Annotated in this window: 24 protein-coding genes and 1 riboswitch; all 24 genes read right to left on the reverse strand. The window is 40.3% G+C overall.

The genetic code is table 11. The annotated features are described in order from the left end of the window. Nucleotides 1–462 precede the first annotated feature (462 nt). Entirely contained in the window at nucleotides 463–1,209 is a 747-nt protein-coding gene (locus tag ACIQYS_RS21525) for an SDR family NAD(P)-dependent oxidoreductase (RefSeq protein WP_402984940.1), read from the reverse strand. Between the two features lie 17 nt (nucleotides 1,210–1,226). Beyond that, entirely contained in the window at nucleotides 1,227–2,858 is a 1,632-nt protein-coding gene (locus tag ACIQYS_RS21530; protein WP_402984942.1) for an AMP-binding protein, read from the reverse strand. A gap of 14 nt (nucleotides 2,859–2,872) precedes the next feature. Beyond that, nucleotides 2,873–3,712 carry a 1,4-dihydroxy-2-naphthoyl-CoA synthase gene (gene menB / locus ACIQYS_RS21535; protein WP_402984944.1) on the reverse strand — a complete coding sequence of 280 codons (840 nt, stop codon included), beginning with the start codon at nucleotides 3,710–3,712 and terminating at the stop codon, nucleotides 2,873–2,875. Nucleotides 3,713–3,733: 21 nt separating this feature from the next. Then, entirely contained in the window at nucleotides 3,734–4,888 is a 1,155-nt protein-coding gene (locus ACIQYS_RS21540) for an acyl-CoA dehydrogenase family protein (RefSeq protein ID WP_402984946.1), read from the reverse strand. 30 nt (nucleotides 4,889–4,918) lie between these two features. Beyond that, a complete protein-coding gene (locus ACIQYS_RS21545) occupies nucleotides 4,919–6,115 on the reverse strand; it encodes a thiolase family protein (protein WP_402984948.1) in 1,197 nt (398 codons plus the stop codon). A 5-nt stretch (nucleotides 6,116–6,120) separates the two neighbouring features. Then, a complete protein-coding gene (locus ACIQYS_RS21550; protein WP_402984950.1) occupies nucleotides 6,121–7,278 on the reverse strand; it encodes an acyl-CoA dehydrogenase family protein in 1,158 nt (385 codons plus the stop codon). Between the two features lie 15 nt (nucleotides 7,279–7,293). Next, the gene (locus ACIQYS_RS21555) at nucleotides 7,294–8,073 is read right to left on the reverse strand and encodes an enoyl-CoA hydratase/isomerase family protein (protein WP_402984952.1); all 780 of its coding nucleotides are present in this window, start codon (nucleotides 8,071–8,073) and stop codon (nucleotides 7,294–7,296) included. 6 nt (nucleotides 8,074–8,079) lie between these two features. Further along, nucleotides 8,080–8,931 carry a 3-hydroxyacyl-CoA dehydrogenase family protein gene (locus ACIQYS_RS21560; RefSeq protein WP_402984981.1) on the reverse strand — a complete coding sequence of 284 codons (852 nt, stop codon included), beginning with the start codon at nucleotides 8,929–8,931 and terminating at the stop codon, nucleotides 8,080–8,082. A 19-nt stretch (nucleotides 8,932–8,950) separates the two neighbouring features. Further along, nucleotides 8,951–10,972, reverse strand: coding sequence for a sigma 54-interacting transcriptional regulator (locus ACIQYS_RS21565; RefSeq protein ID WP_402984954.1), 2,022 nt, complete (start codon nucleotides 10,970–10,972; stop codon nucleotides 8,951–8,953). A 1,379-nt stretch (nucleotides 10,973–12,351) separates the two neighbouring features. Then, a complete protein-coding gene (locus ACIQYS_RS21570) occupies nucleotides 12,352–13,014 on the reverse strand; it encodes a hypothetical protein (RefSeq protein ID WP_402984956.1) in 663 nt (220 codons plus the stop codon). Then, entirely contained in the window at nucleotides 13,007–13,489 is a 483-nt protein-coding gene (locus ACIQYS_RS21575; RefSeq protein WP_402984958.1) for an ECF transporter S component, read from the reverse strand. The genes ACIQYS_RS21570 and ACIQYS_RS21575 overlap by 8 nt, the downstream gene beginning before the upstream one ends. 4 nt (nucleotides 13,490–13,493) lie before the next feature. After that, a complete protein-coding gene (locus ACIQYS_RS21580) occupies nucleotides 13,494–14,084 on the reverse strand; it encodes a cob(I)yrinic acid a,c-diamide adenosyltransferase (RefSeq protein WP_402984960.1) in 591 nt (196 codons plus the stop codon). Continuing rightward, complete coding sequence (locus ACIQYS_RS21585; protein ID WP_402984962.1) at nucleotides 14,081–14,470, reverse strand: bifunctional adenosylcobinamide kinase/adenosylcobinamide-phosphate guanylyltransferase; 390 nt, start codon at nucleotides 14,468–14,470, stop codon at nucleotides 14,081–14,083. Before ACIQYS_RS21585 ends, ACIQYS_RS21580 begins: the two co-directional genes overlap by 4 nt. Continuing rightward, entirely contained in the window at nucleotides 14,422–15,021 is a 600-nt protein-coding gene (locus ACIQYS_RS21590) for a histidine phosphatase family protein (protein ID WP_402984963.1), read from the reverse strand. Before ACIQYS_RS21590 ends, ACIQYS_RS21585 begins: the two co-directional genes overlap by 49 nt. Next, complete coding sequence (cobS, locus tag ACIQYS_RS21595) at nucleotides 14,991–15,740, reverse strand: adenosylcobinamide-GDP ribazoletransferase (protein ID WP_402984965.1); 750 nt, start codon at nucleotides 15,738–15,740, stop codon at nucleotides 14,991–14,993. The genes ACIQYS_RS21590 and cobS overlap by 31 nt, the downstream gene beginning before the upstream one ends. Beyond that, nucleotides 15,737–16,558: a cobyric acid synthase gene (locus ACIQYS_RS21600; RefSeq protein ID WP_402984967.1), complete on the reverse strand. Its 822-nt coding sequence runs from the start codon at nucleotides 16,556–16,558 to the stop codon at nucleotides 15,737–15,739. Before ACIQYS_RS21600 ends, cobS begins: the two co-directional genes overlap by 4 nt. 9 nt (nucleotides 16,559–16,567) lie before the next feature. After that, on the reverse strand, nucleotides 16,568–17,098 hold the full coding sequence (locus ACIQYS_RS21605; RefSeq protein ID WP_402984969.1) for a bifunctional adenosylcobinamide kinase/adenosylcobinamide-phosphate guanylyltransferase: 531 nt from the start codon (nucleotides 17,096–17,098) through the stop codon (nucleotides 16,568–16,570). Further along, entirely contained in the window at nucleotides 17,071–18,147 is a 1,077-nt protein-coding gene (locus ACIQYS_RS21610; RefSeq protein WP_402984971.1) for a pyridoxal phosphate-dependent aminotransferase, read from the reverse strand. The genes ACIQYS_RS21605 and ACIQYS_RS21610 overlap by 28 nt, the downstream gene beginning before the upstream one ends. Beyond that, nucleotides 18,134–19,093, reverse strand: a complete 960-nt coding sequence (gene cbiB / locus ACIQYS_RS21615; RefSeq protein WP_402984983.1) for an adenosylcobinamide-phosphate synthase CbiB — start codon at nucleotides 19,091–19,093, stop codon at nucleotides 18,134–18,136. Before cbiB ends, ACIQYS_RS21610 begins: the two co-directional genes overlap by 14 nt. 2 nt (nucleotides 19,094–19,095) lie before the next feature. Beyond that, a complete protein-coding gene (locus ACIQYS_RS21620; protein ID WP_402984973.1) occupies nucleotides 19,096–20,565 on the reverse strand; it encodes an adenosylcobinamide amidohydrolase in 1,470 nt (489 codons plus the stop codon). Nucleotide 20,566: 1 nt separating this feature from the next. Next, nucleotides 20,567–21,550 (reverse strand): FecCD family ABC transporter permease, encoded by a 984-nt coding sequence (locus ACIQYS_RS21625; RefSeq protein WP_402984985.1) that lies wholly within the window; start codon nucleotides 21,548–21,550, stop codon nucleotides 20,567–20,569. 4 nt (nucleotides 21,551–21,554) lie between these two features. Beyond that, the gene (locus ACIQYS_RS21630; RefSeq protein WP_402984975.1) at nucleotides 21,555–22,523 is read right to left on the reverse strand and encodes an ABC transporter substrate-binding protein; all 969 of its coding nucleotides are present in this window, start codon (nucleotides 22,521–22,523) and stop codon (nucleotides 21,555–21,557) included. Between the two features lie 304 nt (nucleotides 22,524–22,827). Continuing rightward, nucleotides 22,828–22,967: riboswitch (cobalamin riboswitch) on the reverse strand. A gap of 232 nt (nucleotides 22,968–23,199) precedes the next feature. Next, nucleotides 23,200–24,867: an arginine--tRNA ligase gene (gene argS / locus ACIQYS_RS21635; protein WP_402984977.1), complete on the reverse strand. Its 1,668-nt coding sequence runs from the start codon at nucleotides 24,865–24,867 to the stop codon at nucleotides 23,200–23,202. Then, nucleotides 24,868–25,287 carry a YwiB family protein gene (locus tag ACIQYS_RS21640; RefSeq protein ID WP_402984979.1) on the reverse strand — a complete coding sequence of 140 codons (420 nt, stop codon included), beginning with the start codon at nucleotides 25,285–25,287 and terminating at the stop codon, nucleotides 24,868–24,870. Nucleotides 25,288–25,472: the final 185 nt, after the last annotated feature.

Here is a 25,472-nt window from a genome sequence, read left to right on the forward strand (position 1 = left end):
CTACGAGCGAATGGCTAGTTCTTACTCGGTGGGAATCCCACCCACTATATGTTGCAACCTATGCTCGGTCGCTCCTGGAGTCGCCGCCTTCCACTCCAACCAACTATTATCTACTTTTTATTTAGAACACCGTATGCTATTAAAAATCTTTTCCATTAGGATTTATAGAAAATCGTTGAAAAAGGCAACACTCCTGCGGGAAAAGCGTTAGCCGAAGACCCCGCAGTTTAAGGGGAAGGCAATCTAAGTTCGCCGCATCCTGCGGCAACGAACGCGGAAAGGGAGCCGTTTCAACGATTTTCTTATTTATTTGACGACATTATTTAGTAAAGTCAAATTCTATGGACTTTTTCAGTGACCTTATATTCTTCGTACGGGGTATCGTCTGTCTCACTATCCATAGAAGTCTCACGCCCCTATCAAAAAACAGGAGTCAGAATTGGCTCCTGTTTTTTGTACTTGTCACACCATTGCCAATCCACCATTGACCGATAATACTTGACCTGTAATATAATTCGCCTCTTCTGAAGATAGAAATGCCACTGCATTCGCAATATCTTCTGGCTGCGCAAGTCTTCTAAATGGAATTGCTTTGATGAGCGCTTCCGCGATGCCTGCATTATATTCGCCAATTTCCTTAAATAATGGCGTATCCGCTGGGCCTGGTGCGATGCTATTCACATTTATTTTATGTCTTGCCATTTCACGTGCTAAAGTTTTCGTGAACGCAATTACCCCACCTTTTGCTGCAGAATAAACCGCTTCTCCACTCGAACCAACGCGACCAGAGTCCGAAGAAATATTGACGATTTTTCCGTACCCATTTTCAATCATGAGCGGTAGAATCGTTTTGCATGTATGAATTTGACCTAGTAGATTGATATTCAAAATCGCTTCCCATGTAGAAGGCTCGCTTTTTAAGAATGGTTCAATTTTGTCCCATCCGGCATTGTTAACAAGTATGTCAATACGGCCAAGCTTACTTACGGCTTCTTGTACAGCTTCTTCTACACTGCTCAATTTGGTTACATCACAATATACTGCAATTGCTTCGCCACCTGCTTGTTCTATGAGTGATACCGTTTCATTTGCATTTGCATCGTTCACATCCGACACAATAGTTGTTATATTTTTTGCTGCTAAAGTTAACGCAATTTGTCTACCGATTCCCCGCCCAGCACCTGTTATAAAAGCTACTTTATTTGTCATGTCCATTTCCCCTTACGTTAGTTTGTAACTTCCTCTGTAATCAGTTCACGTAATTTAAATTTTTGTATTTTCCCACTAGCTGTCTGAGGGAAATTTTCAAGTATTTCTAATCTCTCCGGCCAATACTGTTTTGCTACCCCTTTTTCTTCTAAGAAAACTTGTAATAGTGGTAATGTGAGTGGTGTTGCATCAGGCTTCATTCGAATGAAAGCACATGCTTTTTCTTGCATCCGTAGATCTGGCATTGCAACAATTTGAGCGATTGCAACATCTGGATGCTCATACAAAATATTTTCAATATACACGACTGGAATATTCTCACCGCCCCGAATAATAACATCTTTGTCTCGTCCTGATATTCGAATATATCCGTCTTCATCCATAATTGCTCGGTCACCAGTTTTAAACCACCCATTATGGAATTCCGAAAGCGTTTGTTCCATTTGTTTTAAATAACCGACAAACAGAGCTGGACCTTTACAAAGTAAGCTACCTTCAACGTTTGCGGGTTGATCATTGAAATCCGCATCCACGACTTTCACGGCCATACTCGGAAAAGCAACACCGTCTGTATTTGTTAGTTTTTCTTCCGAATCGTTCAACTTAGTCAGCGTGACTAGCCCATCTTCTGATTGACCCCATCCGGATAGTATGGAAAAGTTGACGATGTCCGCCGCTTTTCGAATAAGTGCACGTGGTATCGGTGCGCCAAGTGCCACAAAAGCACGCAATGACTCTAAATTATATTGCCTTATATCTGGTGATTGGATTGTGTCTTGTAAAAATGGCGTTGCACCAGCTGTAAATGTAATCTTTTCCTTCTCCACTAGTTGTAAAAACTCCCCGGGATTCCATATATCTTGATACACAGCTGTTCCGCCAATATGTGTTGGTAAGCGAACGCCATATCCAAATCCTGTCTGATGCGCAAAAGTAGAAGCCATAAACATGACGTCATCACTTGTTAACTGTAAATGTTCAATCCAAAAGTTCGTCGACACGCATAGTGTATTATGTGTATGCATAACCCCTTTTGGATTACCTGTTGTACCTGATGTGAAAATAATTTCGGTTACATCATTTGGATCATGTTGAATGTCGTTTAAAATGGCAGGATCTCTCTTTGTTTCCCATTCGGTATCAAATAAATAACTTAATGGTTGTGCATCATCTGGAATATCGTCACCAATAACAAACAAATGCTTTAACGACGGTAACTTTGGTCGAATCGTTTGCACCATTTGTACGTAATCATAATTACGGAACTTTGCTGGAATAATAAGTATTTTCGATTCAACTGCACCGACCATATAGGAAATTTCACGTTCGCGATAGATTGGAATAAGTGGGTTCGTAATAGCCCCAATTCGAGTAATAGCGTAATGTAATATTATAAATTCGTTCCAGTTAGGCAGTTGTATAGATACTACATCGCCTTTTTTAATGCCTAGTTCTAATAAACCTAATGCTACTCGGTCGACCATCTTGCCTAATTCCTCGTATGTATAACGAGAATTTTTATCAATAATTGCAACTTTCTGTGGATACTTTTCGATTGCATCGTTCAAGTAATTCAAAATCGTTTTATACGGCCAAACAGATTGATACCCATCTATAAGATTCGCTGTTAATAACGTTTCGAGTTTCATCCTTTTCCTCCTATTTATCCACGAAATTTATTGAAGTTGACTGGTCGTTTTTCTAAAAATGCTTCTTTCCCTTCGTTCGATTCTGGCGTGTTATAAAACATCGCTAAGCTTCCCATTGCGAGTTGGGAAATACCTTGTATGTTTGCGCTATCCGCATTAAATGAGTATTTAAGCATCTGAATAGCTGTTGGACTTTTTTGCAAAATCTTTTCTGCCCATTCTTGAGCCGCTTGTTGCAATTCACTAGCAGGCACGACTTTATTAACAAGGCCCATTTCCCTACATTCTTCTGCTGTGTATTGTTCGCATAAGTACCAAATTTCACGTGCTTTCTTTTCCCCAACAATACGTGCTAAGTAGGCAGAACCGAAACCTGCATCATAGCTCCCTACTTTTGGTCCACTTTGGCCAAACTTTGCTGTATCAGCAGCAATTGTTAAATCACAAATTACATGTAATACATGTCCTCCGCCAATAGCAAATCCATTAACCGCAGCAATAACAGGCTTTGGAATGTTGCGGATTACTTGGTGAAGTGATTCTATTTCCAGTCCGATTCCGCCGCCTAGACCACCTGAATAATCATAACCGCCTTCATTCCCTTTTTCTTTTTGGTCACCCCCAACACAAAAGGCCTTTTCCCCAGCACCCGTCAGAATTACTGCTCCAATTCGTAAATCGTCCCATGCATCACGAAAAGCCCAAATAAGCTGTTGAATCGTTTGTGCACGAAATGCGTTATAAACAGCTGGTCGGTTGATCGTAATTTTTGCAATTCCGTCGTTTTTTTCATATAAAATATCCGTTAAATCAGTTTGTGCATCGCTTATAGTTGTGTTTTTAGTCGTTTCCATTCTCCCTATCCCCTTCACTTTTTAGTAAGTACGAAATTCTTTTCCAATAATGCTTTTTGCAATGACCATTTGGTTCGCTTGCGCTGTACCATCTCCAATTTCTAATCCAATCACATCACGTAAACGTTGCTCTAAAGGCATTTCTTTCGTATACGCATAGTGACCATTTAACAATAAACATTCATGTATTGCTTCTACACTATATTTTGGTCCAAGCCATTTTACGCTAGAAGATTCTTTGGAATGATCTAAATTTTTATCGCGTAACCATAAACCTCGATATGCTTGCCATTTAATGAGTTCTAACTGAGTAAAATGCGTCACTAAGGAAAATGACACTGCTTGGTAAGTTGCTAATGGACGACCAAATGATTTTCTAATTTTCACATGCTCAATCGTTTCGTCAATACTTTGCATCGCCGTTCCTACGCATTGCAATCCGATTAATAAGCGACTTAAATCAAAGCCATTCATTACTTGAGAAAAACCTTTATTTTCACTACCGATCAAGTTAGAGATCGGGATTTTCACGTCGTTCATATAAAGGGAGCCGCGTCCAATTGGAATATTCCCCATATCTTCATAACCTTTTGTCTCTAGTCCATCCAACTCAGCTGGTACCAAAAATGCGCTAATTCCTTTATTGCCAAGTGATGGATCTGTTTTAGCAAAAATGATAAATGCATCGCCGCAAGTGGCTACACTAATGCCTGATTTTTCTCCATTTAATACGTAATAGTCGCCTTCTAATTTTGCTGTCGATTGGATTCCACCAGCATCTGTTCCAGCAGAAGGTTCCGTAATAGCGATACCGACGATTTTGTCGCCACTCGCAATTTGAGGGAGCCACTCACCTTTTAAATCTGCACTACCATGTTTGGCAATAATCTCACCGATTAAGGCGTTTAACATGACTGCATACGTTAGATTAAAATCGCCTCTTCCAATTTCTTCTGCTGCAATACCCGTTGTGACACAATCAGCTCCGCTGCCACCATACTCCTCTGGAATACGTAGACCGTTAACCCCTAAATCGCCAAGTCTTTTCCATAGATGCCTAGGTGTAATGCCCTCACGATCCCATTTCGTGTAATTTGGAAGCAGCTCTTCTTTCGCAAAATCTCGCAAAATCTTTCGAAACTGCTCCTGTTCATCTGAAAATTCAAAATTCAACATGCATATATTCCCCTTTTTTGTCCGCGTATTTTAGTTAGAATACTGACAGTTTTCTATAATAGTTGTAATCCCTTGTCCCCCGCCAATGCATAATGTTACTAATCCATATCGCGCTTTTTGTCTTTGTAATTCATGTATAAGTTTTGTCATTAAAATGGCACCTGTTGCACCAATTGGATGCCCTAGAGCAATCGCCCCACCATTGACATTTACTTTGTCTAACTCCATGCCAGCTTCTTGGATAACGGACAAGGCTTGTGCAGCAAATGCTTCGTTCAGCTCAATGACATCTATATCTTGGAGCGTTAAGTTTGCTTGTTTTAACGCTTTTTGCGTAGATAGTACTGGTCCAATTCCCATTAGTTCTGGTGATACACCTGCAACTGCTTGTGCGATGATCTTCGCTTTAGCCTGTAAACCGTACGCTTCAAGCTTTTCTTTGGTCATAAGTAGTAATGCCGAAGCACCATCATTTCTACCACTTGAGTTACCTGCTGTAACTGTTCCACCTTCTTTAAAAACAGCCTTTAATTTACCAAGCGAATCGAGTGATGTTTGACGTGGATGCTCATCTACTGTGACTTGCACAGTCGATTTTCGTATTTTTATCTCATATGGGATAATTTCCTCTTCAAAGCGACCTTCCGCAATTGCTTGTAATGCTAATTGCTGACTACGAAGTGCGAATTCATCTTGTGCTTCTCTCGAAATATTGTATTTTTCCGCTAGATTTTCAGCCGTATAGCCCATAGTGATTGTGCCGTATTGATCGATTGGTTGTGAGTGAATTTGGCTCTCTGTGTTTGGATCACAAATCACACTGCTTCCTACAATGTATCCGTATCTCGCATTTCGTAAATAGTACGGTGCAGTGCTTAAACTCTCCGTACCTCCTGCGATGACAACATCATTTAAACCGAGTGCTATTTGCTGCGCAGCGTTATTAATGGCCTGTAAGCCGGAGCCACATTGTCTGTGTACGGTGTATCCTGTAACATCTTCTCCCAACTTTGCATGTAGCGCTGCTACTCGTGCAATATTTGCTGCATCGGCACTTTGTCTTGCTTGTCCTAAGATCACTTCATCTACTTCAATAGATGGGTTTGTTTTCTGTAATAACCCCCTAATGACATGTGCTGCTAGTAAATCCGCTTGCACTTCTTTAAAAGCCCCACCAAGTTTCCCAATAGCTGTGCGAACTCCTTCTACAATGTAAACGTCTCTCATCCCACTTACCTCCCCGTTGTATACTCTTTATTTAGTTCCGATGCAATAATATTCCGTTGTATTTCGGATGTTCCTTCATAAATTCTCGTAATACGTGCATCACGGAAAAATCGTTCAATTGGATAGTCTTTCATGTAACCTAATCCTCCATGAACTTGAAGTGCACTGTCGGCCACTTTGTTATACACTTCGGAACCGTAAAGTTTTACCATAGCGGCTTCCTTCACCACTCGCTCTCCTTGATCTACCATCCATGCAACCCGATATGTAAACGAGCGTAATGATTCAATTTGAAGGGCCATATCGGCGATCATGTGCTGAATCGCTTGGAAGTTAAAGATTGGCTGGTCAAACTGCTTACGTTCTAGCGCATGCTCCATCGAATGCTCTAACAAACGTTCAGATGAGCCCAAACATCTCGCTGCCATACCTGCGCGTCCATTTGCTAAAATTTTCAGTGCATTAATATACCCTTCTCCTTCCGTACCGAGCACATTTTCAGCTGGAATTTCTACGTTTTCGAAGTAAAGTTCCGCTGAATTGGATCCACGTAAACCTAATTTCTTTTCTGGTGCACCAATCTCAAAGCCTGGCGTTCCTTTTTCTACGATAAAAGAAGTAATGCCACGTGCACCTTTTGTCGGATCAGTCACGGCCATTACGGTAAATACATGCGCATCATGTGCATTTGTAATATAATGCTTGGAACCATTTAAAATATATTTATCCCCTTGTCTTACAGCGGTTGTTTTTAAATTAGCCGCATTGGAACCAGCATCGGGCTCGGTTAATGCAAAAGCACCTATCCATTCTCCAGTCGCCATTTTCGGTAAATACTTCTTTTTTTGTTCTTCGTTTCCGAACTCTACAATTCCTACAGAACCAATCCCGATATGACAAGAAATTAACGTTGTATAACCATTATGCGTTTTTGCAAGTTCTTCAATAATGGCGCATTTATCTACCATATTTAAACCTAGACCTTCATATTCTTCTGGGATGCTGAGACCAAATAATCCCATTTCCTTTGACATCGATACGAGATGAGGAGGAATCGCATTTTCCTCTTCAATTTGGTTGGCAACTGGCTCTACCTCTTCTTTTACAAACTTTCTTACAATCTCTTTTAATGACTCAATTTCCTCGGAAAATTGGAAATTCATCGTGCTTCCCCCTTATTATTTGTTAATAAATTCCGCATCCCTTTTTTCCATGAAAGCCCTAGTACCTTCTTCTTTATCCTCTGTTCCAAATACAACCGCTGTTGATAATTTCTCAATCCATTGTGCCGTTTGCATATCTACATCGACACCACGATTTACTGCAAACTTCGCTAACTGCACAGCAACTGGTCCTTTTTTCAAAATAGCGGATGTAACGGAAGCAAGCGTCTCATCTAGCTCTTCTACGGTCGTATAATAGTTCACTAATCCAATACGCTCCGCTTCAACACCATCAATCATACGACCGGTTAAGATTAAATCTAATGCACGTCCTTTACCGATCAATCTAGGTAAACGCTGTGTACCACCTGCACCCGGAATAATGCCAAGATTTAGCTCTGGCAATCCAAATTTCGCTTTTTCTGTAGCAATCCTTAAATCGCATGCCATCGCTAACTCACAACCGCCACCTAGCGCGTATCCGTTGACAACGGCCATTGTCACTTTCGTACACTGTTCAATTTTTGTATATAGTCCCTGCATTCCAGGCACTAGCGCATCGAGTGTTGGTCGTTCATGTAATGCCAATATATCAGCACCCGCAGCAAATGCTTTTCCACCAGCACCTTGTACAATTACAATTCGAATGTCCTTCTGATTTTCTACATATTCAAAAGCTCTCTCTAACTCCTGTTGCATTTTTGCATCTAGTGCATTTCGAACTTCCGGACGATTGAGCGTAACATAAGCGATCTGTTGTTCTATTTCTAGTTGAATATTTTCAAATTCCGTCAATATCCATCACTCCTTTTCGTAATCGTAAACACCTTTTCCACTTTTTTTACCTAACCGACCTGCCTTCACATATTTCACGAGAAGGGGGCTTGGTCTATATTTTTCACCTAAAGTTTTATATAAATATTCTAATGTCCGTAAACGTGTATCGAGACCTACAAGATCACCCATTTCAAATGGTCCCATCGGATGATTTAAACCTAGTTTAATCGCTTTATCGATATCTTCAGCTGACGCAACACCTTCCATTAACATATTCATTGCTTCATTGCCAATAAGCACATTCATGCGAGATGTTACAAACCCTGGAAACTCGTTCACTTCAACTGATTCTTTTTGCAATTGCTCCGTTACCGCTTTAATCACTTCTACCGTATCGTCTGATGTATCAAGCCCTCGGATTATTTCTACTAGTTTCATTTTGTGTACGGGATTGAAGAAATGCATCGCAACTACTTTACCAGGACGTGACGTTTGTGCCCCTATTTCTGTTGGGCTTAAGGAAGATGTATTAGTCGCTAAAATAGTATTGGGGTGACAAAGACGATCTAACTTCTGAAACAGCTCAATTTTCACGTCCATGTTTTCTATAATTGCTTCGATGACTAATTCCGCTTCCTGAACAGCGATTTCTAGCTCCGATTCATAAGAAATACTTTTTAAAGCGCTTTCTTTTTGCTCAATCGTGATGAACCCTTTTTCTTCACTATGCGCTGCTATCTTTTCAATTTCATTTTTTGCTTTCATAAGACTAGCTTCTGCAATATCTTGCAGTACGACTGAAAAACCATTTAATGCACTTGTATAGGCGATTCCACTGCCCATAATGCCTGCACCTACTACTGTAATCTTTTGAATCATCTACTTTTCCCCTTTTCTATGGATGCATTTTGGTATCCGCCTCTATATTTTTCACTTTTCTGATAATTGTAGAGGCATTGACTTCTAAAATTTTCGCCATTTTTCTATAGGAAATATTTTGGGTACTGAGAAGTCGAATTAGCTCTTGTTCTACTTCCATCACCGCTTGTTTTAATGGAATAATTTTATTGACCACAACCGCTTTTTGTAATTCCTGCAGTTTGTCCTCCAAGTAATACTTTAACTGTTCCTTACTAAGGACAACACTTGGCCAGGTAACTACAAATTGCTCTAAGCATTCTTGAATATCTAGTAAATTATTGTTCCATTTGATGGAAATTATAAATTCAAGCGCATCATCAGTCAAAATGATTTCCCGATTATATTTCTCTCGTAATAGACTTACAAATTGTTGCACAATCAATTTAACTTGATCCGTTCTCGTTCCTAAAGGTGGAATGGTAACCGTCATTGCATTTAGTAAGTAATATAATCGTTCACTAAAAGCATGTGGACCATCAAATGTTATTTCTTTACTCACAGAAGCTATAAATCTAACGTCTACTTTTGATCCAGATTGTTCCTTAGATTGTTGCGTAATAAGATTTGCTAATTGCTCTTGCAATGATAAAGGTAGATAATCCATGTTTTTTATATACACGATGCCACCTTCTACGGTTTGTAATAAACGCAAAAACTGATGCGGTTCTCCTACTAATACCTTTTTCAATTCAGTATAGCTTTTTCCCCGGCAATCAATTTCTATAAAGAGTGCCCCTTTTCGATCACTATTTTGCATAATTTCCCTTGCTAACTTAGAACGTCCTGTGCCAATATCTCCTTTAATGAGAACCGGTGCACTTACTTTAGCGATTTTTTGTATTTCGTTTGCAATTTCTTTCATTTCTATACTTCGGTGTATATATGGCATGGATTGCTCCGTGTATAGCAAGTTCTTTAACGTTTTTTTCATCTGTATCATTTGATGTTGCGCTACTCTATTAGCCGTAATGTCCCTTACTCGAACGATGATTTTTTGGGTAGTTTCTTCTTCGAATATAGGCTCAAATTGAAAGTGACATGTCACTCCTTGCCCAATCGTTTCTTCATAGTGCCTTATTTTCTTTAATCGAACTACATCGTTTATAGTCCGAAAAAAGATTTCCATTTGATTTTTATCATTTATTATGGACAAATACAATTGTTGGAATTGATTATTTTTCCGTAAAATATTGCCGGATACGTCTACAATTGCGATGCCATTTTCGCTATTTCCCATTAAAGCCTCATTTTCTTTTACAAGTTCTCGCACAGTGTCTAGCTCCGATGATAACTTTTCTATTTTCGAAATATCATCAAAAACACCGACTGCACCGACAAGCTGCTTTCCATCAAAAATAGGTTCCCGATGTGATATATACCATCTTTTTCGTACTTTATATTTCTCTACATGCCCTTGCCCATTTTGTATTACTTGCAAGAGACCTCCCGGGGGCACGATATCTGTTATAAATTGACCTAACGCTTTTTCCTTTGGCACACCTGAAATTTTTTCTCCGGCTGGATTCAACATAGTCACATTACCTTCAATATTGACTGCCATAATGCCACTAGGAACTGCATTAAATATCGTATTAAAATGGTATAGTTCAAACTGTTGCTTTTTCACAAGAGATGCAAGAAAGCTTTGTTGGTCAATAGCACCAACAATTTCCCTGCCTTTTCGCAAAATGTACAACTCTATATTTTGCGGCATGTCCGTAATAGAAGTAGGTTCACCGTCAAAGATTTCGAACTTTTTATTGAGCGCTTTCGTCAAAGGCATCAGTGATTCAATATCTTCTACATAGTCAAATCCTATTTCATAACAATGTTTGAGTAACTCGGTACTTGTGAAAAAACCTTCTATTGTGCCTAGTCGATTCAAAATAATACCGTATTGATATTGTTGTTCCATAAAATCTTTCATAACTATATGTAATGAATGCAATGTAGTTTTGTAAACACCAACCGGTTGATACGAAATGGATGTTTTCATTTTTACACCTACTTTCAACTGTTGCATTTTTGCAACATTTTTCTTTATATGTATAGTTTATTTTTTTATGTTATTAGGTTGCCTGTCGCAATACAACAACAGTAGCATAAAGAATTTTATGTATCAATTTCACTCGGTGCATCATTCTCTCTTTATTCGTAGAAAATATATAACTATATAATTGCAGAAAAATTTAATTCGTTGCTTTGTTGCAACGGTATTTTTAAGATTGTTATTTCATCGGCTTTTCTATTGGATGTATTGAGTTTATTATTCCTTATATGTTATCGTAATATATTAAATTATTTTGTAATTTTCTTAATATTTAGTTTACGTTCTGTTTTGTAGGGTGTTTTCTATTTGGAATTATTTTCTACTATTTGTTGTAATACGATTGAACGCAATTAAAACATTCGTGAAAGCGACTAAACTACTTACGAAAGCAACAAACCTTACCGCAAGAGCAACCAAGCCAGCCTCGAAAGCAACTAAAACAAAGAACAAAAGCGCAAGCACCTGTCTCTAAGCGATATGGCATGTGGGAATGATGAAGGAAATGTCGCACATAATGGGGATACTGCGCAGTAATGGAGATCTATTAAGTGACCGCTAGGATTTCCGCTACAGGGCGGACGCTTTCCGCGGGGTGAGCGATAAGCCTTCACCGCCGCTTCGCGTACGTTGTGAAGTCTCATCTGTCTTACTTGATCCCTCCGGAGTCGCCGCCCTTTCGCTCCAATCCAGGGAAATTTGCTTACTTATCAGTAATGACTCGCTAAAACTAACTATTATGCAGTTTTTAAAAGTGTGTGTCCAGAAAATGGCTTAGGGCAACTAACCGTTCATTGAAAGCAACCAGTTCTATTCAGAAAGCAACTAAATTAGCACGAGAACAACGTAATTGCTGCTGAAAACAACCAACTCTTAAAACAACAGGTTTACTTGAAGTGAGACGACGTTGAATACCAGGTTCCACTCCAATTAACGGCTGAATGAAACGCACTTTATTTTAGTAAATGCCCTACTAATTTGTAGACAGCGTTTTCTAATTAGGGTCAATAAAATCTGATAACTGCAGACGCCAAATTAGCAAGATATTCCCATTGATTGAAGCGTAAGGTGGCGACTCCGGCCGGATGAGTGAGACAGATGATTCATCACAACGTACGCGTTAGCGGCGGTGATGAATCATCGCTCACCTGAAGCGAAAATCATAGCGGTCACCTAATAGAGCTACGACGCATTATCCCTATATCGCGTTCGATATAAAAAAGGGGATACCCTATATTACTTGAAAAAAATTATCCACATTTCTAGATTTTTATTATTTCCTAAAACATAATTAAAAAGCTATCTCCATGTGAGATAGCCCTCTTCGATCAATTTATTTCTTCAAAATACTTACCAAAGTGCAATTTTGCTTCTTCGACTTGGTTATTTGCTATTCCAAGTAGCACAGAAGTTGCTGGGCCTGCAGATTTCCAAGTAGCCCAATCGGTAAGCTCACAACGCAAACCGAGTCGCTTGCATTCCCCGGCTATTCCAGCTGAACCAACAGGCCAAACACGCTGAATGAACCCGCTATTTACACCGTCCCAAATCTTTTTCATGTCTGCAATTTTCTCGGACTCTGTCATTACTTCTTCGCCGACACATGGCTTTCCGTACACATACCATGTATACTTTTCAGCACTCGTCACTTGCCGTTCGCCGATCATCGTTATAGCCATTGCCGATTGTAGCGTTTCCATGTTGGATTCCGTGCTGCCGGTAATTTCTGGGCAAGGCTGATTTATTTCTCCAAACAATTTCTCCATACCTGCTAAATACTTATCCCAGCTTTTATTGCCAGAAAAATTATGCAGCACTATTGAAATTGGATATGCTCCAGCTGCCCACTGTTCCATTAATGAAACCCGACCTGCAAAATAGGCAACAACTTCGTCTGGGACTTGAACTACATCTGCCTCTTTTTCACCGATTCCTGCTGAGTTATCAGTCGTCAATACAAGGCCATTGGGCAATAAAACCGCATTACGCATGCGTTTTCACCCTTTCCATTACTCGCTCCACAACTGGAGATACAACCATCGCGATCCCAGCATTCAAAACAGTAGCAATTGTAATTCCTGGTAATGCTGCCGCAAAAAATGCCGGTGAAATGATCCAGTAAAACGGAAGTGTTGCTAGCACGCTATTCGCAACGATAAAAAATACCCATTTCCATATATGGCGTCCTGCTTGATGTAGTTTCGTGAATACGAATAAAATCATAAACATTTCTGCAGCAATGAGTAAATGCAGTGGACCAAAAGGAAATCCAGCGTATAAGGACGAAGATAAGTGGCCGATGAAAGACGCTGCTCCCGCGTAAACAGGAGGCAATAAAGCAGCCGATATAAGCGCTGGTACCGTATCAAGTGCCGCACTCCCTATCCCCACCGGAATTTTAATAAATGCACCTATTGCCGATAGAGCCGCAAACATTGCTGCGAGCGTTAATAAACGAAGCTTCACTTACTTACTCCCCTTCTTTTTTTACACTTCCTACGTTTTTAAATACTTTTGCACTGCGAATGTATTCGACATCCGACACATTTACTCGAGCGTTGGCTACGCGCGCCGCTGCGAATAAGTAGTCAGAAAGGCGATTTAAGTAACGTTGTACAACTGCCGGAACATCTTCCTCTGCTTTCGTCAAAGTGACCACTTGTCTTTCTGCGCGTCTCGTAATGGTACGTGCAATATGAAGAGTTGCAGCCGCTGGTGTTCCACCAGGTAGGATGAAACGTTCTAACACTGGACCTTCTTCCACAAGCACATCAATTCGTTTTTCCATTGCTTCAATTGGTTCGTCTGTCATTTTATACACGCGACGATTTGATACATTTGCAAGATCTCCCCCACAATCGAATAGCTCATGTTGAATCGTTTCCAAGTCTTCTAGGATGTCCGCAAAAATTGCTGGATCTAATTCTGTGACTGCTTTCCCGATAAATGAATTTAACTCATCAATCGTACCGTATGCTTCTACACGTACATTATCTTTGTCTGTTCTTCCACCGATTAAGCCTGTTTGCCCTTTATCGCCTGTTTTTGTATAAATTTTCATCTCCACACATCTCCCTTTATTGTTTGTGTAATCCCATACCAAACTCGTGTAACACTTTCTGCCTTTGTAAAAAGTTGTTGATAAAATCGACCGACGTCATCTCTTAGTTCGCGCATGCTTGCTTCCATCGGTACAATACCGCGACCAATTTCCGTTGCAATGATAACTACTTCTGCTTGTTCATCCCATAATTCAAGCATTTTAAGTAACTCTGTACACTTGGGTTCTAGCAAATATTCTACCCCGTAAACGACTAGTACTTCTGTTTGTGGCGATAACACTAATCTATCTGTTTCCGCATCGAGCCACTGAACGTTTCGTTCCTGAACGAAACGCTCTACATACGCTCGTTTTCCATTAAATGCTCCACCGAAAATGACGTGCATCGCTTTCCCTCCAGTACGCCTCTTTTATCCGTCCATTGTAACTCGTAGCTACAGGCATGCGGTACTTCCCAATCCCAAAAACTTTTTTCGACATTCGCAAACTTTGTCAATAAAAATCGAATTGGACCACCATGCGTCATAATTACTGGCTGCTCTAATTCTTCCACTACTTCATAAAACGCTTGCAATACTCGTGCTTCCATTTGTTCCATTGACTCCCCGTTTGGAGGTGCCACTTGCCGTGGATTGTCGAGCCAATTTCTATATAAAATATCTTCTTTTAGTTCATTATATGTTTTTTGCTCCCAATCACCAAAGGAACATTCCCTTAAATTTGCATTTACCTTATATGGAATTCCATTAAAAATTTGAGCTGCTGTTTGTTGGCATCGTGTTAGATCGCTGCCGATAACTTGCTTGATAGGCCAATCTAGTTTTTTCGTTTTGATTCCCTCGATAATCGGTTCGTCCGTCCAGCCGATGTACTTTTTTTCTTTGTTTCCTTGCGTTGGTAAATGCCTTACGAAAGTAATAGTAAAAGCGTCAGCCATAACACCACCTCCGAAACTTCCACACTCGCCCCAAGTAAATCACCGGTAACTCCGCCGAAATTCCTACGAGCCCAACTGCGATATAAACAAATGAAACCAATTAATATAACCGCAAATGTAACAGCAATCAGCCATTCCGTCAGCCAACCTAAAACAGCTAGTCCAAGAAAAAAGTGACATACAGACAAAATCAAAACAACGTTTCCATTCATTTTTTGCTTGAAATAATAAGCAAGTCCACTCGTTTTCGCACTATTTGTGCAAGAAAACAGCACGGTCATTACTGCTCTTGAGAAATAAGGGATAAGTATGGCAAGAATCCAATGAAACGATTCCGCAGCAAGCACTTCGGACACAATAATTACTTTACCAATGACGAGTAAAACAACAGTCATTACACCAAATGCGCCAACACGCGGGTCATCTAATATTTCGAATCGCTTCATTCGGTCTTTATAAGAAAAAAACGCATCAGACGTATCGATAAATCCATCCATATGAAGGCCTCCGGAAAAAGCAACGCCAAGAAAGACAATGCTAAACCCCGTCATTAGTGGACTCCAGTCGAAATAAAACGACAAACATGCAACCGCTCCAAGTAGAGCACCAATCAAAGGAAAAATACTATACATTCCAGTAATAGTACGTCTCTCCATCGGCAAGTTTTTATTAACGGGAATAATGGTGAAAAATTGAAGCGCTAATAAAATGCTCTTCACTTCTTCACCCCATTTAAAATGGAGATGATTTTATTCCATTTGACATGCTGCCTAAAATGGTTCGTCCAATCATCTATTTGTTCATTAGAAGCATTCCCGCCGCTTGCTTCGCCGTCTTCTTCCTCTAATTCATTTGGAAAATAAGGTACGACTCCGATTACATCGATTCCTGTATGCGATTCGATGAAATCAATTCCATCTCGGAAAAAAGAAACGTCCCCTCGAAACTTATTAATAATGATCCCTTTTACTCGCGCTCTCTGTGCTTCTGGCAACAGTGCAAGCGTGCCAACGATGGATGCAAACACCCCACCGTACTCGATATTTGCGACCAATATAACCGGAACATCCGCCAACTCAGCAACTCGCATATTCACTAGTTCCCGATCCGTTAAGTTCACTTCTACAGGGCTGCCAGCACCTTCTAATATTAAGTAGTCATAAGATGCGGAAAGTATTTTCAAGCTGTTTTCAATAAGTTTTTGACCTTCTTCAAAAAATTGCTCTCGATAATGCATTCCATTCATTTTACTCAACTTTTTTCCAAGAATAATAATGTCGGATTCCATATTCCCCGTAGGTTTTAGAAGTATTGGATTCATTTCTGCTCTATAAGGGGTCCTTGCTGCTCTTGCTTGCAAAGATTGTGAAACGCTTATTTCTAAATCATTTTCAGTATGTAAGCTTAAAGACGACATATTTTGGGATTTAAATGGTGCTACTTGTTTCCCTTCATTTGCAAGAAGCCTGCAAATGGCTGTACATACTAGACTTTTTCCTACGCTAGAAGCGGTTCCTTGCACCATTAAGCCTTTCATATCTATCCCTCATTTCCACTGATGACTTATGCCATATTCCATTTCGAAGGCATGATCTGCTTTTGCTACAAGCTTTTGGTGGAGTCGCCCAATCCACTCTTGATATAAAGCTGTAAATTCATATTTTGATAGTGGTTCGTCCAGCACTTCATTTGAAACAATGACTAGCACTTTTGCTTTCACTAACAACTGATCGATTGCCATAAATAACTTCTCTTCTACTTCCTCCATTTGGCCTTCGTAAAGCTCATTTGCAAGCCAAGTCGTTACACAATCCCAAAGCACGCCATATCCTGTATCTATTTGTGGAACGACTTGTTCAAAATGCCGCGGCTGCTCGATTGTCTCCCATTCAACTGGATAATTTTCACGATCTTCTTGATGTCTTTTGATACGCGCCTTCATTTCTCCGTCTACTGCCATTCCTGAAGCGATATACACATTTCGTTTTGCTTGTTCGTTCATTACGTAATGTTCAGCGAAGCTACTTTTTCCGCTTCGGACGCCACCTGTTATGAAGACAAGTTTCCCTCGAACCATGCGATCATCTCCTTTTGTAAATGCTCCATCTGCGCCTTTTCTTTCATGCCAACTCGAAACCATTTCCCTTCGAGCCCTTTAAAGTTTTCTGTATGGCGAAGGACGCATCCTTTTGTTAATAAATACTCAAAAAACACTTTTGAGCGAGTAGGATTCGGTAGTCGGAAACAAATAAAGTTCGTCGAAGAAGGTAATACAACACAGTTCCACTTTGCTAGAAAATCGGTAAACCACTCCCGCATTTCCGTTGCATAAGCAATTGCTTGCATACGATATGCCTCTTCCTTCAAACATTCTGCCCCTATCGTCGTAGCTACTGCATTACTATTCCAATGCGACAACCGAGAGCGAATATCCTTAACAAAGGCTTCGCTTCCGACTGCATAGCCGAGACGTAAACCTGGAATTGCATACATTTTCGTCATGGAACGTACGACGATAACGTTTGGAAAATCGTTTAAATATGGGATAAATGATTCTTTCTCATCGATAAAATCGAGAAAAGCTTCGTCTAAAATCACTTCACATTTATATCTTTTCGCATATTCCGCTATTTGCACTATTTCTTCTAATGGGATCAAATAGCCGGTCGGATTATTTGGCCTACAAATATAAATAACTTCCGCGATCTCTATTTCATCCAATACTTCGTTTAAAGGAAGCGCTCCAACTGCTATTATTTCTTTTGTGTACACGTTGTAAGGAGCAAGTGTCGCTTCGTATTCCGAAAAAGTTGGATGAACCAGTACTGCCCGTTTACGTTCATAACGTTTGGCGAGACTTGCGAATAGTTCTGCTGCTCCGTTTCCAACGATGATGTTACTAGTTGGTACATGGTGATAGTTTGCAGCAGCGGATAGAAAAGGCTCTCCATTAGGATCTGGGTATTTGGTGATTAAGCCAGCATAGGTCGACCATCTTTCCTTCACAAATGTTGGTGGACCTAATGGATTTACATTTTCACTATAATCAATTACTATTTCCGGCATGTTAATCCCTAGTCGTTCATATACATGATGGGCATTTGCCCCGTGATTAGGTAATGCCATACAAAATCCCTCCAATTACCATCATCCAAAGCCAAAATAGAAATACAGCTGTATGCAAATGCGAGATCGTACTTAGTATATGATTGGGTGATAAAGGAACCTCTCCACTTCCCATGCGGGCTCGGTCCGAAACAATCCCTTTATATGTATTGATACCTCCGAGTTGAATGCCAAGCTGATAGGCAGTCGCGGCTTCTAAATAGCCACTATTTGGGCTTGGATGCTTTTTCGCATCAAACCACCAGCCCTTCATACGCTTGTTAAATGGTAATGCACTTTCTTTTTTGCCCCAAAGCATAATAAGGTAGCCAGTCAAACGGCTTGGTATATAGTTCGCTACGTCATCGAACTTTGCAGAAGCATACCCGAAATCTTCATACTGCTCATTTTTATAACCAACCATTGAATCGAGCGTATTAATTGCTTTATATATCCAAAGCCCGGGAGCACCTGCAAACACAAAGGCATAAAAAAGTGGGGCCGTAATGCCATCACTAATATTCTCAGACACTGTTTCTACGACGCCACGTGTAATTTCTTGTTCATCTAACTTGTCCGTATCTCTTCCAACAATCCATGATAACTTTTCTCTAGCAGCGGGCAAATCGTTTGCAACTAGCGGTTTATACACATCCAATGCCGCTTCTTTTAAACTTTTTTGCGCTAGTCCCGACGCGATTAGTATACTTTCTACTGCGATTCCGACCAGCATATGAATGGAATACGCACTTACTAAAAGCGCAATCGTGACGGAAAATGTTATTCCAACTACGATAAATACAAGTAGAAACCCTTTCGCTTTCTTCGCTCTTCCTTTATTTAGCCAAGTGGTCAGTTTCGAAATAAGCATTCCGATCCATCGAACGGGATGTGGCCAATTCGGTGGGTCGCCGATTAATCTATCGAGTAGGAGCCCTATTGCTATAGCTATTATATGTGGACCCACTTCTATTCCCAGCCTTTTGCTTTTTTGTAAATTTGGATTGCTTCGACTGTACATTCATAGACGCCTAGCCCGATTTTTTTGCCAACTTCCGTAATAGGACCAGCATATGGAATATGTACTCCGTGTTGCGTTGCTGCAACTAGTACGCTATCTGTTGATGTTCCAGTTGCGATTGTGCCGGTGCGAGTATCTTTCACTTGTTCAAATGCAAGTGCTTTCGTTTTCGCTTCAGTTGCGGTAATTACTGCTTGAATAAACGCTTCTTCCGCTAATTCCCCATTTATTATTATCCACGTGTTAATTGTACCTATTGCGGGTAATGCTTCCACTTCATTAGCTTTTGCCACATCTACTGCATTGCCAACTCCCGCTGTCACCATGATGATGACGGAGCCGAAATCACCGTAGTATTGTTTTATGACGGCGTCTTCTGTATGCACTGCGGTCATCATTCCTACCGTTTCTGTTTCAGAATATCCGCGATTGGCAAGGTATTGCTGCATTTCCGTTTGTGCATTGTCAATATTATAGTGGGCATCTACTCTTCTATTTACAAACGTTCGGTACCAACCAGTCCCAGCATTTATTACTGCGGACGACCATGTTTTTAATTGATGCTCTGCTTGGAATACGACTAATTCATCCGTCACTTGAAAGTTTTCTGTCGTAATCAGTTTCTCATGACGCTGTTCTATTATATCCGGCAGTATCGTAATTTGAGGCTTCGGACGTTCCGGGTGTGGATTTGTGCTTACCCTGGCTTTATATACTGTTTCGATTTGGCTTTTCATTACTACTTCATGCGGTTCTCCGATGACTTTTACTTCGCCTTGATCCATTAATAGGAGTCGGTCACAGTATAGTGCTGCGAGATTTATATCGTGAAATATACTGATAATCGTCATTTCGTTTTCATTTGCTTGCGTTTTGATCGTATCAAGCAATTGTTTTTGGTGTGCAATATCTAAATGGTTCGTCGGTTCATCGAGTAATAGTATCGGGGCTGCTTGCGCAAGCGCTTGCGCTACAAATACACGCTGTTGCTCCCCGCCGGACAATAGATCTAACATGTGATGCTCGTATCTTTCTATCTCCATTTGTTTCATTGCCCAGGCAACAGCCGCGTCGTCTTCGTTTGACCAAGAAGCAAACAAGCCACTTTGATGGGGGTATCGACCGAGTGCAATCGTATCTCTTACGGTATGGGAAAAGGCATGACTATGTAGTTGTGGAAGAACCGCCATTTTTTTCGCAAGCTCTTTCGACGAATAAGAATTTAATGATTTACCATCTATTAGTACATTTCCGGATTCCATATGCAGTATTCCACTGATTACTTTTAATAATGTGGATTTTCCGCTCCCGTTTGGACCAAGGATTCCAAGCATTTCTCCTTTTCCAACATGAAAGGAGACATTTTTAACGATTAATTGGTGATCATATCCACCCGATACATTTTCCACTTGTAACATATCAAATGCCCCCTTTTTTTCGTTGTCTAAAGAAAATAAATGCAAAAACTGGTGCACCGATAAACGCTGTAATGACGCCAATAGGCAGTTCCGTCGGCGCAATAATCGTACGAGACACTAAATCACAAATGATTAATAACGCCGCCCCGTTTATAAAGCTAAGCGGTAATACATGCCGATTGTCTGAACCAAATAAAAGCCTCGTCATATGTGGAACGACAAGTCCGACAAATCCAATCGTTCCAGACACCGCAACCGCCGTTCCAGTAAGCATCGAGCCACCGATTAAAATCATCGTTTTTCTTTTCTTCACATCGACTCCTAAATGCTGTGCACGCTCTTCGCCAAACAGCATCGCATTTAACTCTCTTCTGTTAAACCACAATAAAAGCGTGCCAATAATCACAAAAGGTAAAGCCATTTGTACAAAGCTCCAACCGCGCATCGACACACTTCCTAGAAGCCAGCTAATAATTTGACGTAGCTCTTCCCCCGTAAGTGCAATCATTAATGAAATAACCGAGCCTAAAAAAGAACTAAAAATAATACCGGTTAAAATGATCGTTTCCATTTTCATCGCTCGATCGACTAGCTTTGCAAATGAAATAACAAGTAGCATTGTCACTAATGCACCGATCATACTGAAAACAGGCAACGTGAATATTCCTAAAAATGGCACCGAAATACCGAAAAAGAGCGTAGTCACGGCACCTACTGAGGCACCGGACGACACTCCTAACGTATAAGGATCGGCAAGCGGATTTTTTAACAATCCTTGAAACGCAGCACCTGCAATAGCTAGTGATGCACCAACTAGCCCTGCAAGCACAACACGCGGCATGCGAATTTTCCAAACAATATTGGACGCGATTGCATCTGCTCCCGTATCCCATAATGTGCTGATCGGTACCTTTACAGATCCGACCGATACACCAAGCCAAATTGCAACGAAAAGCGCAGCAACCGACAAGATGTAGCCGATCATGGCTTTACTCACTAAATACCTCTGGGTAAATTGCCTTCGCGATTTCTTCTAATCCTTCTGCAAGACGTGGACCTGTACGACTCGTTAAGTTTTCATCTACTTGTACAACCGCATCATTTTGCACAGCTGTAACCGTATCGAAACCATCACGAGCTTTCACACTCTCTACGATTCCATCTACATAACTATACATAACAATGATTACGTCTGGGTTACGACTTACGATTTCTTCCGGCGATATCATAAACCAGCCTTCTTGATCTGCTGCGATATTTTCTGCATTGACCATATCTAAAATTTCTTGCATGAACGTCCCTTTACCAGGTGTGTAAATTTCCGGAACATCTGAAGTTTCTACGAATACTGTTTTCTTCGTTTCTACTTTTGCTACTTTTTCTTTCACTTCTTCTACTTTTGCTTTCATATCTTCTACAATTTTTTGTGCCTCTGCTAATTTACCTGTAGCACGTCCAATTTGTTCGATTGTTGTATATGTTTGATTGAAGTCACCTGCATTCTTCACAACAAATACTTTCACACCAGCATCGCGGATTTGTTGTAAACCAGCTTCCCCCATCCCTAACATAGACTCGTGTGCAAATACGATGTCTGGATTCATCGATACAATTTTTTCAACGTTGAATTCCATTCCGCCAATTTTCTCTTTTTCTAGCGCTTCTGCTGGATAATTGTCAAAATCATTCACACCAACGATTTCATCATTTAACCCAAGAGCAAATAAAATTTCTGTATTACTTGGGATCATAGATACGATTGTTTTTGGTGCTTCTTCTAAGGTTATTTCATTTTCGACAGCATCCGTCATTGTTATCGGAAATTCTGTTTCTGTTACTGCTTCTTCTTGTTGGGCATTGTCGTTATTTTCGACAGGTGTTTCTTCTTTTTGTCCACATCCTACTAGGAGCAATACTGCTAATGCGGATGTCATCCATAATTGCCATAATTTCTTCATCTGTTATTCCCCCATTTTCTGTGTATATCAATTACGCCTCGGCATAATTGCGTCCAGATTTTGAATCGTGGCCTGCGTGATGCAGGTCAGTTAGCCGTTGTCGCATGGATGCGACGGTTTTAGGCTAACATCAGCCTAAGACTCCTTTCAAAATCTGTGACATCCGCCGGAGGCTTTATCTTCATTCACTGAATGAAGATAAAAAAACTCTCGTCCAGTTGAACGAGAGATAGAATAGGTATAAATCTGCTAGGTTTGCCATATGCCAAGCTGACTCACACGTAACCTATCCTCGTAGGCATTAAAGTGTTTACTCATAAAGGCAGGTTTTCTGACTCATGATAGCGGACTATCATATACAGTGGCGGGACCGTGCTGGATTTGAACCAGCTTCCCTTTTAACTTGCTAGGTTAGTAGCAAGCACCTTTATTTTCGAAATATTTTGCATGCATCGACTTAATTATACATGAAATAGATTTGTTGTCGACAGGGATTTTATTGGCACGAATTAAAGTGAAAATATCATTTTCCAACTAAGACGCTCATTTTTACAACTAAATATCTTGAAATTACAACTAAAAAAACCAAAATTACAACTAAATCATGAATTTTTACAACTAAATACTTTCCCCACAAAAAACACCCCGACCAGGGTCGAAGTGTTCAAAAGTAGTATTACATTTTTTCCGGAGCTGCCACGCCGATTAAACGTAGAGCATTGGCGATTGTTTGGCGAGCAGATGTTACTAGTGCTAGACGAGCGCCAGTTAGTGCTACGTTTTCTGCATCAAGTACTTTATCCGCATTATAGAAGCTGTGGAATGTTGCTGCAAGCTCTTGAATATAAGTTGCAACGCGGTGAGGCGCACGAAGTTTTGCTGCATCTGCTACCACTTGTGGGAAGTCACCGATTTTTTTCAATAAGTCTAATTCTTTTTCACTTTGCAATAACTCAAGTGAATCAGTTGATGCTTTCAACTCTTGCGTCTCAGCTGCGCGTAAAATTGAACAAATACGGGCATGAGCATATTGTGCATAATACACTGGGTTTTCATTCGACTGAGAAACGGCTAAGTCCAAGTCGAAGTCCATATGAGAATCGCCTGAACGCATGCCGAAGAAGTAACGCACTGCATCTAGTCCAACTTCTTCTACAAGCTCACGCATCGTTACTGCTTTACCAGTACGTTTACTCATTTTCATTTTTTCGCCGTCTTTATAAAGTTGCACCATTTGAATAACCGAAACTTCTAGTTTTTCACGCTCGTATCCAAGTGCTTCAATCGCCGCTTTCATACGTGGGATATATCCGTGGTGGTCTGCTCCCCAAATATTTATCAGTTGGTCGAAGCCTCGAACTAATTTGTCTTCATGATATGCAATGTCTGGCAATAAATACGTGAATGATCCGTCACTTTTGATAAGTACACGGTCTTTGTCGTCGCCAAATGTTGTTGAGCGGAACCAAGTCGCCCCTTCTTCTTCAAAAATATGACCATTTGCTTTTAATTTATTTAATGCGACTTCGATTTTTCCATCTTCGTATAAAGAAGTTTCAGAGAACCAGTTATTAAAGCCTACACGGAAATCAGCCAAGTCTTTTTGTAATTTAGCAAGCTCTACTTTTAAACCATGTGCACGGAACGTTTTATAGCGCTCCTCATCTGACATTTGTACAAATTTATCGCCATGCTCTTTTACTAGATCTGCCGCGATATCGATAATATCTTGGCCACGGTATCCATCTTCTGGCATTTCTTTTTCTAATCCTAATGCTTCAAAATAACGTACTTCAATGGAAACAGCTAAGTTATGAATTTGATTTCCAGCGTCATTAATATAATATTCACGAGCTACATCGTATCCAGCGAAATCAAGTACATTGCATAATGAATCCCCTACTGATGCACCACGCGCATGACCTAAATGCAAGTCACCAGTTGGATTTGCAGACACGAACTCTACTTGGATTTTTTCACCAGCACCTGATTTTGTACGACCATAATCCGCCTGTTCCGTAAGTACCGCTTTAATTACTTCTTGTAAATAATCTTTACGTACCGTAATATTCATAAATCCAGGTCCTGCGATATCAATTTTCTCCATCATGGTACCTGACATATCTAGGTTTTCTATAATAGCGTCCGCAATTTGACGTGGATTCTTTTTCGCAAGTTTTGTTAATTGCATCGCGATATTCGTTGCATAATCGCCATTTGCTTTATCTTTCGGTGTTTCTAAATGAATAGAAGGTATTTGTTCTTCTGTTACAAGTTCCGCTTTCACAATTGCTTGTTCAAGTGCGGTTTTGATCGATTGTTGTACTTTTTCTACTGCGTTCATTTATTTCGCCTCCGTATAAATTAGTTCTAATGTATATGTACCTGCGATTTCTTCATTGATTAAAAGCTCATATTCTACTAGGAAATGACCATCTTCGAAATCGAGTTGCTTCGTATTTGTTGTAATCATCATTATGCCGTATCCTGAATCGTAGCTTCCTGTTTGAAGTTCTCCTTTTATGAATGGCAGTCGCATTTTCACACCGCCGCTTCGGAGAATTAAAGCAGAATCGCTATTTAGCTTCACCGTTGTTTTTACCGCTTTTTCATTTTGCATTTCTTCGTAAACTAAATAAGGTTGAGCCCCTTTTAACGTTAACTCACCTGTCGCCTGTATGTCGAATGTTTCCGCTGCGACATTTGGATGCCTGATTGTTGATCGTAAGCGGACATTTACTGTTTTTTTTATCGGTTGAGACATTGCGTTCATCCTTTGGAGCATTTTTAATATAACTTGTTTATTATAAGGCTAAAAGTATGGGAATGACAACTAAACATAAGCGAAACCTGAAAAAGAGGCTGGGACAGAAGTAGCCTCAATCAATGAAAAAAGTGAAATCGCGTGCGATTTCACTTTTTTCATTTTATTTTAAGATTATACGGACA

It is taken from the genome of Psychrobacillus sp. NPDC096426, assembly GCF_044762745.1.
GTDB lineage: Bacteria > Bacillota > Bacilli > Bacillales_A > Planococcaceae > Psychrobacillus.

Coding starts and splice junctions, on each gene's coding strand:
- ACIQYS_RS21525 (WP_402984940.1), bottom strand. CDS start 1,209: ATGACAAATAAAGTAGCTTTTATAACAGGTGCTGGGCGGGGAATCGGT.
- ACIQYS_RS21530 (WP_402984942.1), bottom strand. CDS start 2,858: ATGAAACTCGAAACGTTATTAACAGCGAATCTTATAGATGGGTATCAA.
- menB (WP_402984944.1), bottom strand. CDS start 3,712: ATGGAAACGACTAAAAACACAACTATAAGCGATGCACAAACTGATTTA.
- ACIQYS_RS21540 (WP_402984946.1), bottom strand. CDS start 4,888: ATGTTGAATTTTGAATTTTCAGATGAACAGGAGCAGTTTCGAAAGATT.
- ACIQYS_RS21545 (WP_402984948.1), bottom strand. CDS start 6,115: ATGAGAGACGTTTACATTGTAGAAGGAGTTCGCACAGCTATTGGGAAA.
- ACIQYS_RS21550 (WP_402984950.1), bottom strand. CDS start 7,278: ATGAATTTCCAATTTTCCGAGGAAATTGAGTCATTAAAAGAGATTGTA.
- ACIQYS_RS21565 (WP_402984954.1), bottom strand. CDS start 10,972: ATGAAAACATCCATTTCGTATCAACCGGTTGGTGTTTACAAAACTACA.
- ACIQYS_RS21570 (WP_402984956.1), bottom strand. CDS start 13,014: ATGCGTAATGCGGTTTTATTGCCCAATGGCCTTGTATTGACGACTGAT.
- ACIQYS_RS21580 (WP_402984960.1), bottom strand. CDS start 14,084: ATGAAAATTTATACAAAAACAGGCGATAAAGGGCAAACAGGCTTAATC.
- ACIQYS_RS21585 (WP_402984962.1), bottom strand. CDS start 14,470: ATGCACGTCATTTTCGGTGGAGCATTTAATGGAAAACGAGCGTATGTA.
- ACIQYS_RS21590 (WP_402984963.1), bottom strand. CDS start 15,021: ATGGCTGACGCTTTTACTATTACTTTCGTAAGGCATTTACCAACGCAA.
- ACIQYS_RS21600 (WP_402984967.1), bottom strand. CDS start 16,558: ATGAAAGGCTTAATGGTGCAAGGAACCGCTTCTAGCGTAGGAAAAAGT.
- ACIQYS_RS21605 (WP_402984969.1), bottom strand. CDS start 17,098: ATGGTTCGAGGGAAACTTGTCTTCATAACAGGTGGCGTCCGAAGCGGA.
- ACIQYS_RS21610 (WP_402984971.1), bottom strand. CDS start 18,147: ATGGCATTACCTAATCACGGGGCAAATGCCCATCATGTATATGAACGA.
- ACIQYS_RS21620 (WP_402984973.1), bottom strand. CDS start 20,565: ATGTTACAAGTGGAAAATGTATCGGGTGGATATGATCACCAATTAATC.
- ACIQYS_RS21625 (WP_402984985.1), bottom strand. CDS start 21,550: ATGATCGGCTACATCTTGTCGGTTGCTGCGCTTTTCGTTGCAATTTGG.
- ACIQYS_RS21630 (WP_402984975.1), bottom strand. CDS start 22,523: ATGAAGAAATTATGGCAATTATGGATGACATCCGCATTAGCAGTATTG.
- argS (WP_402984977.1), bottom strand. CDS start 24,867: ATGAACGCAGTAGAAAAAGTACAACAATCGATCAAAACCGCACTTGAA.
- ACIQYS_RS21640 (WP_402984979.1), bottom strand. CDS start 25,287: ATGTCTCAACCGATAAAAAAAACAGTAAATGTCCGCTTACGATCAACA.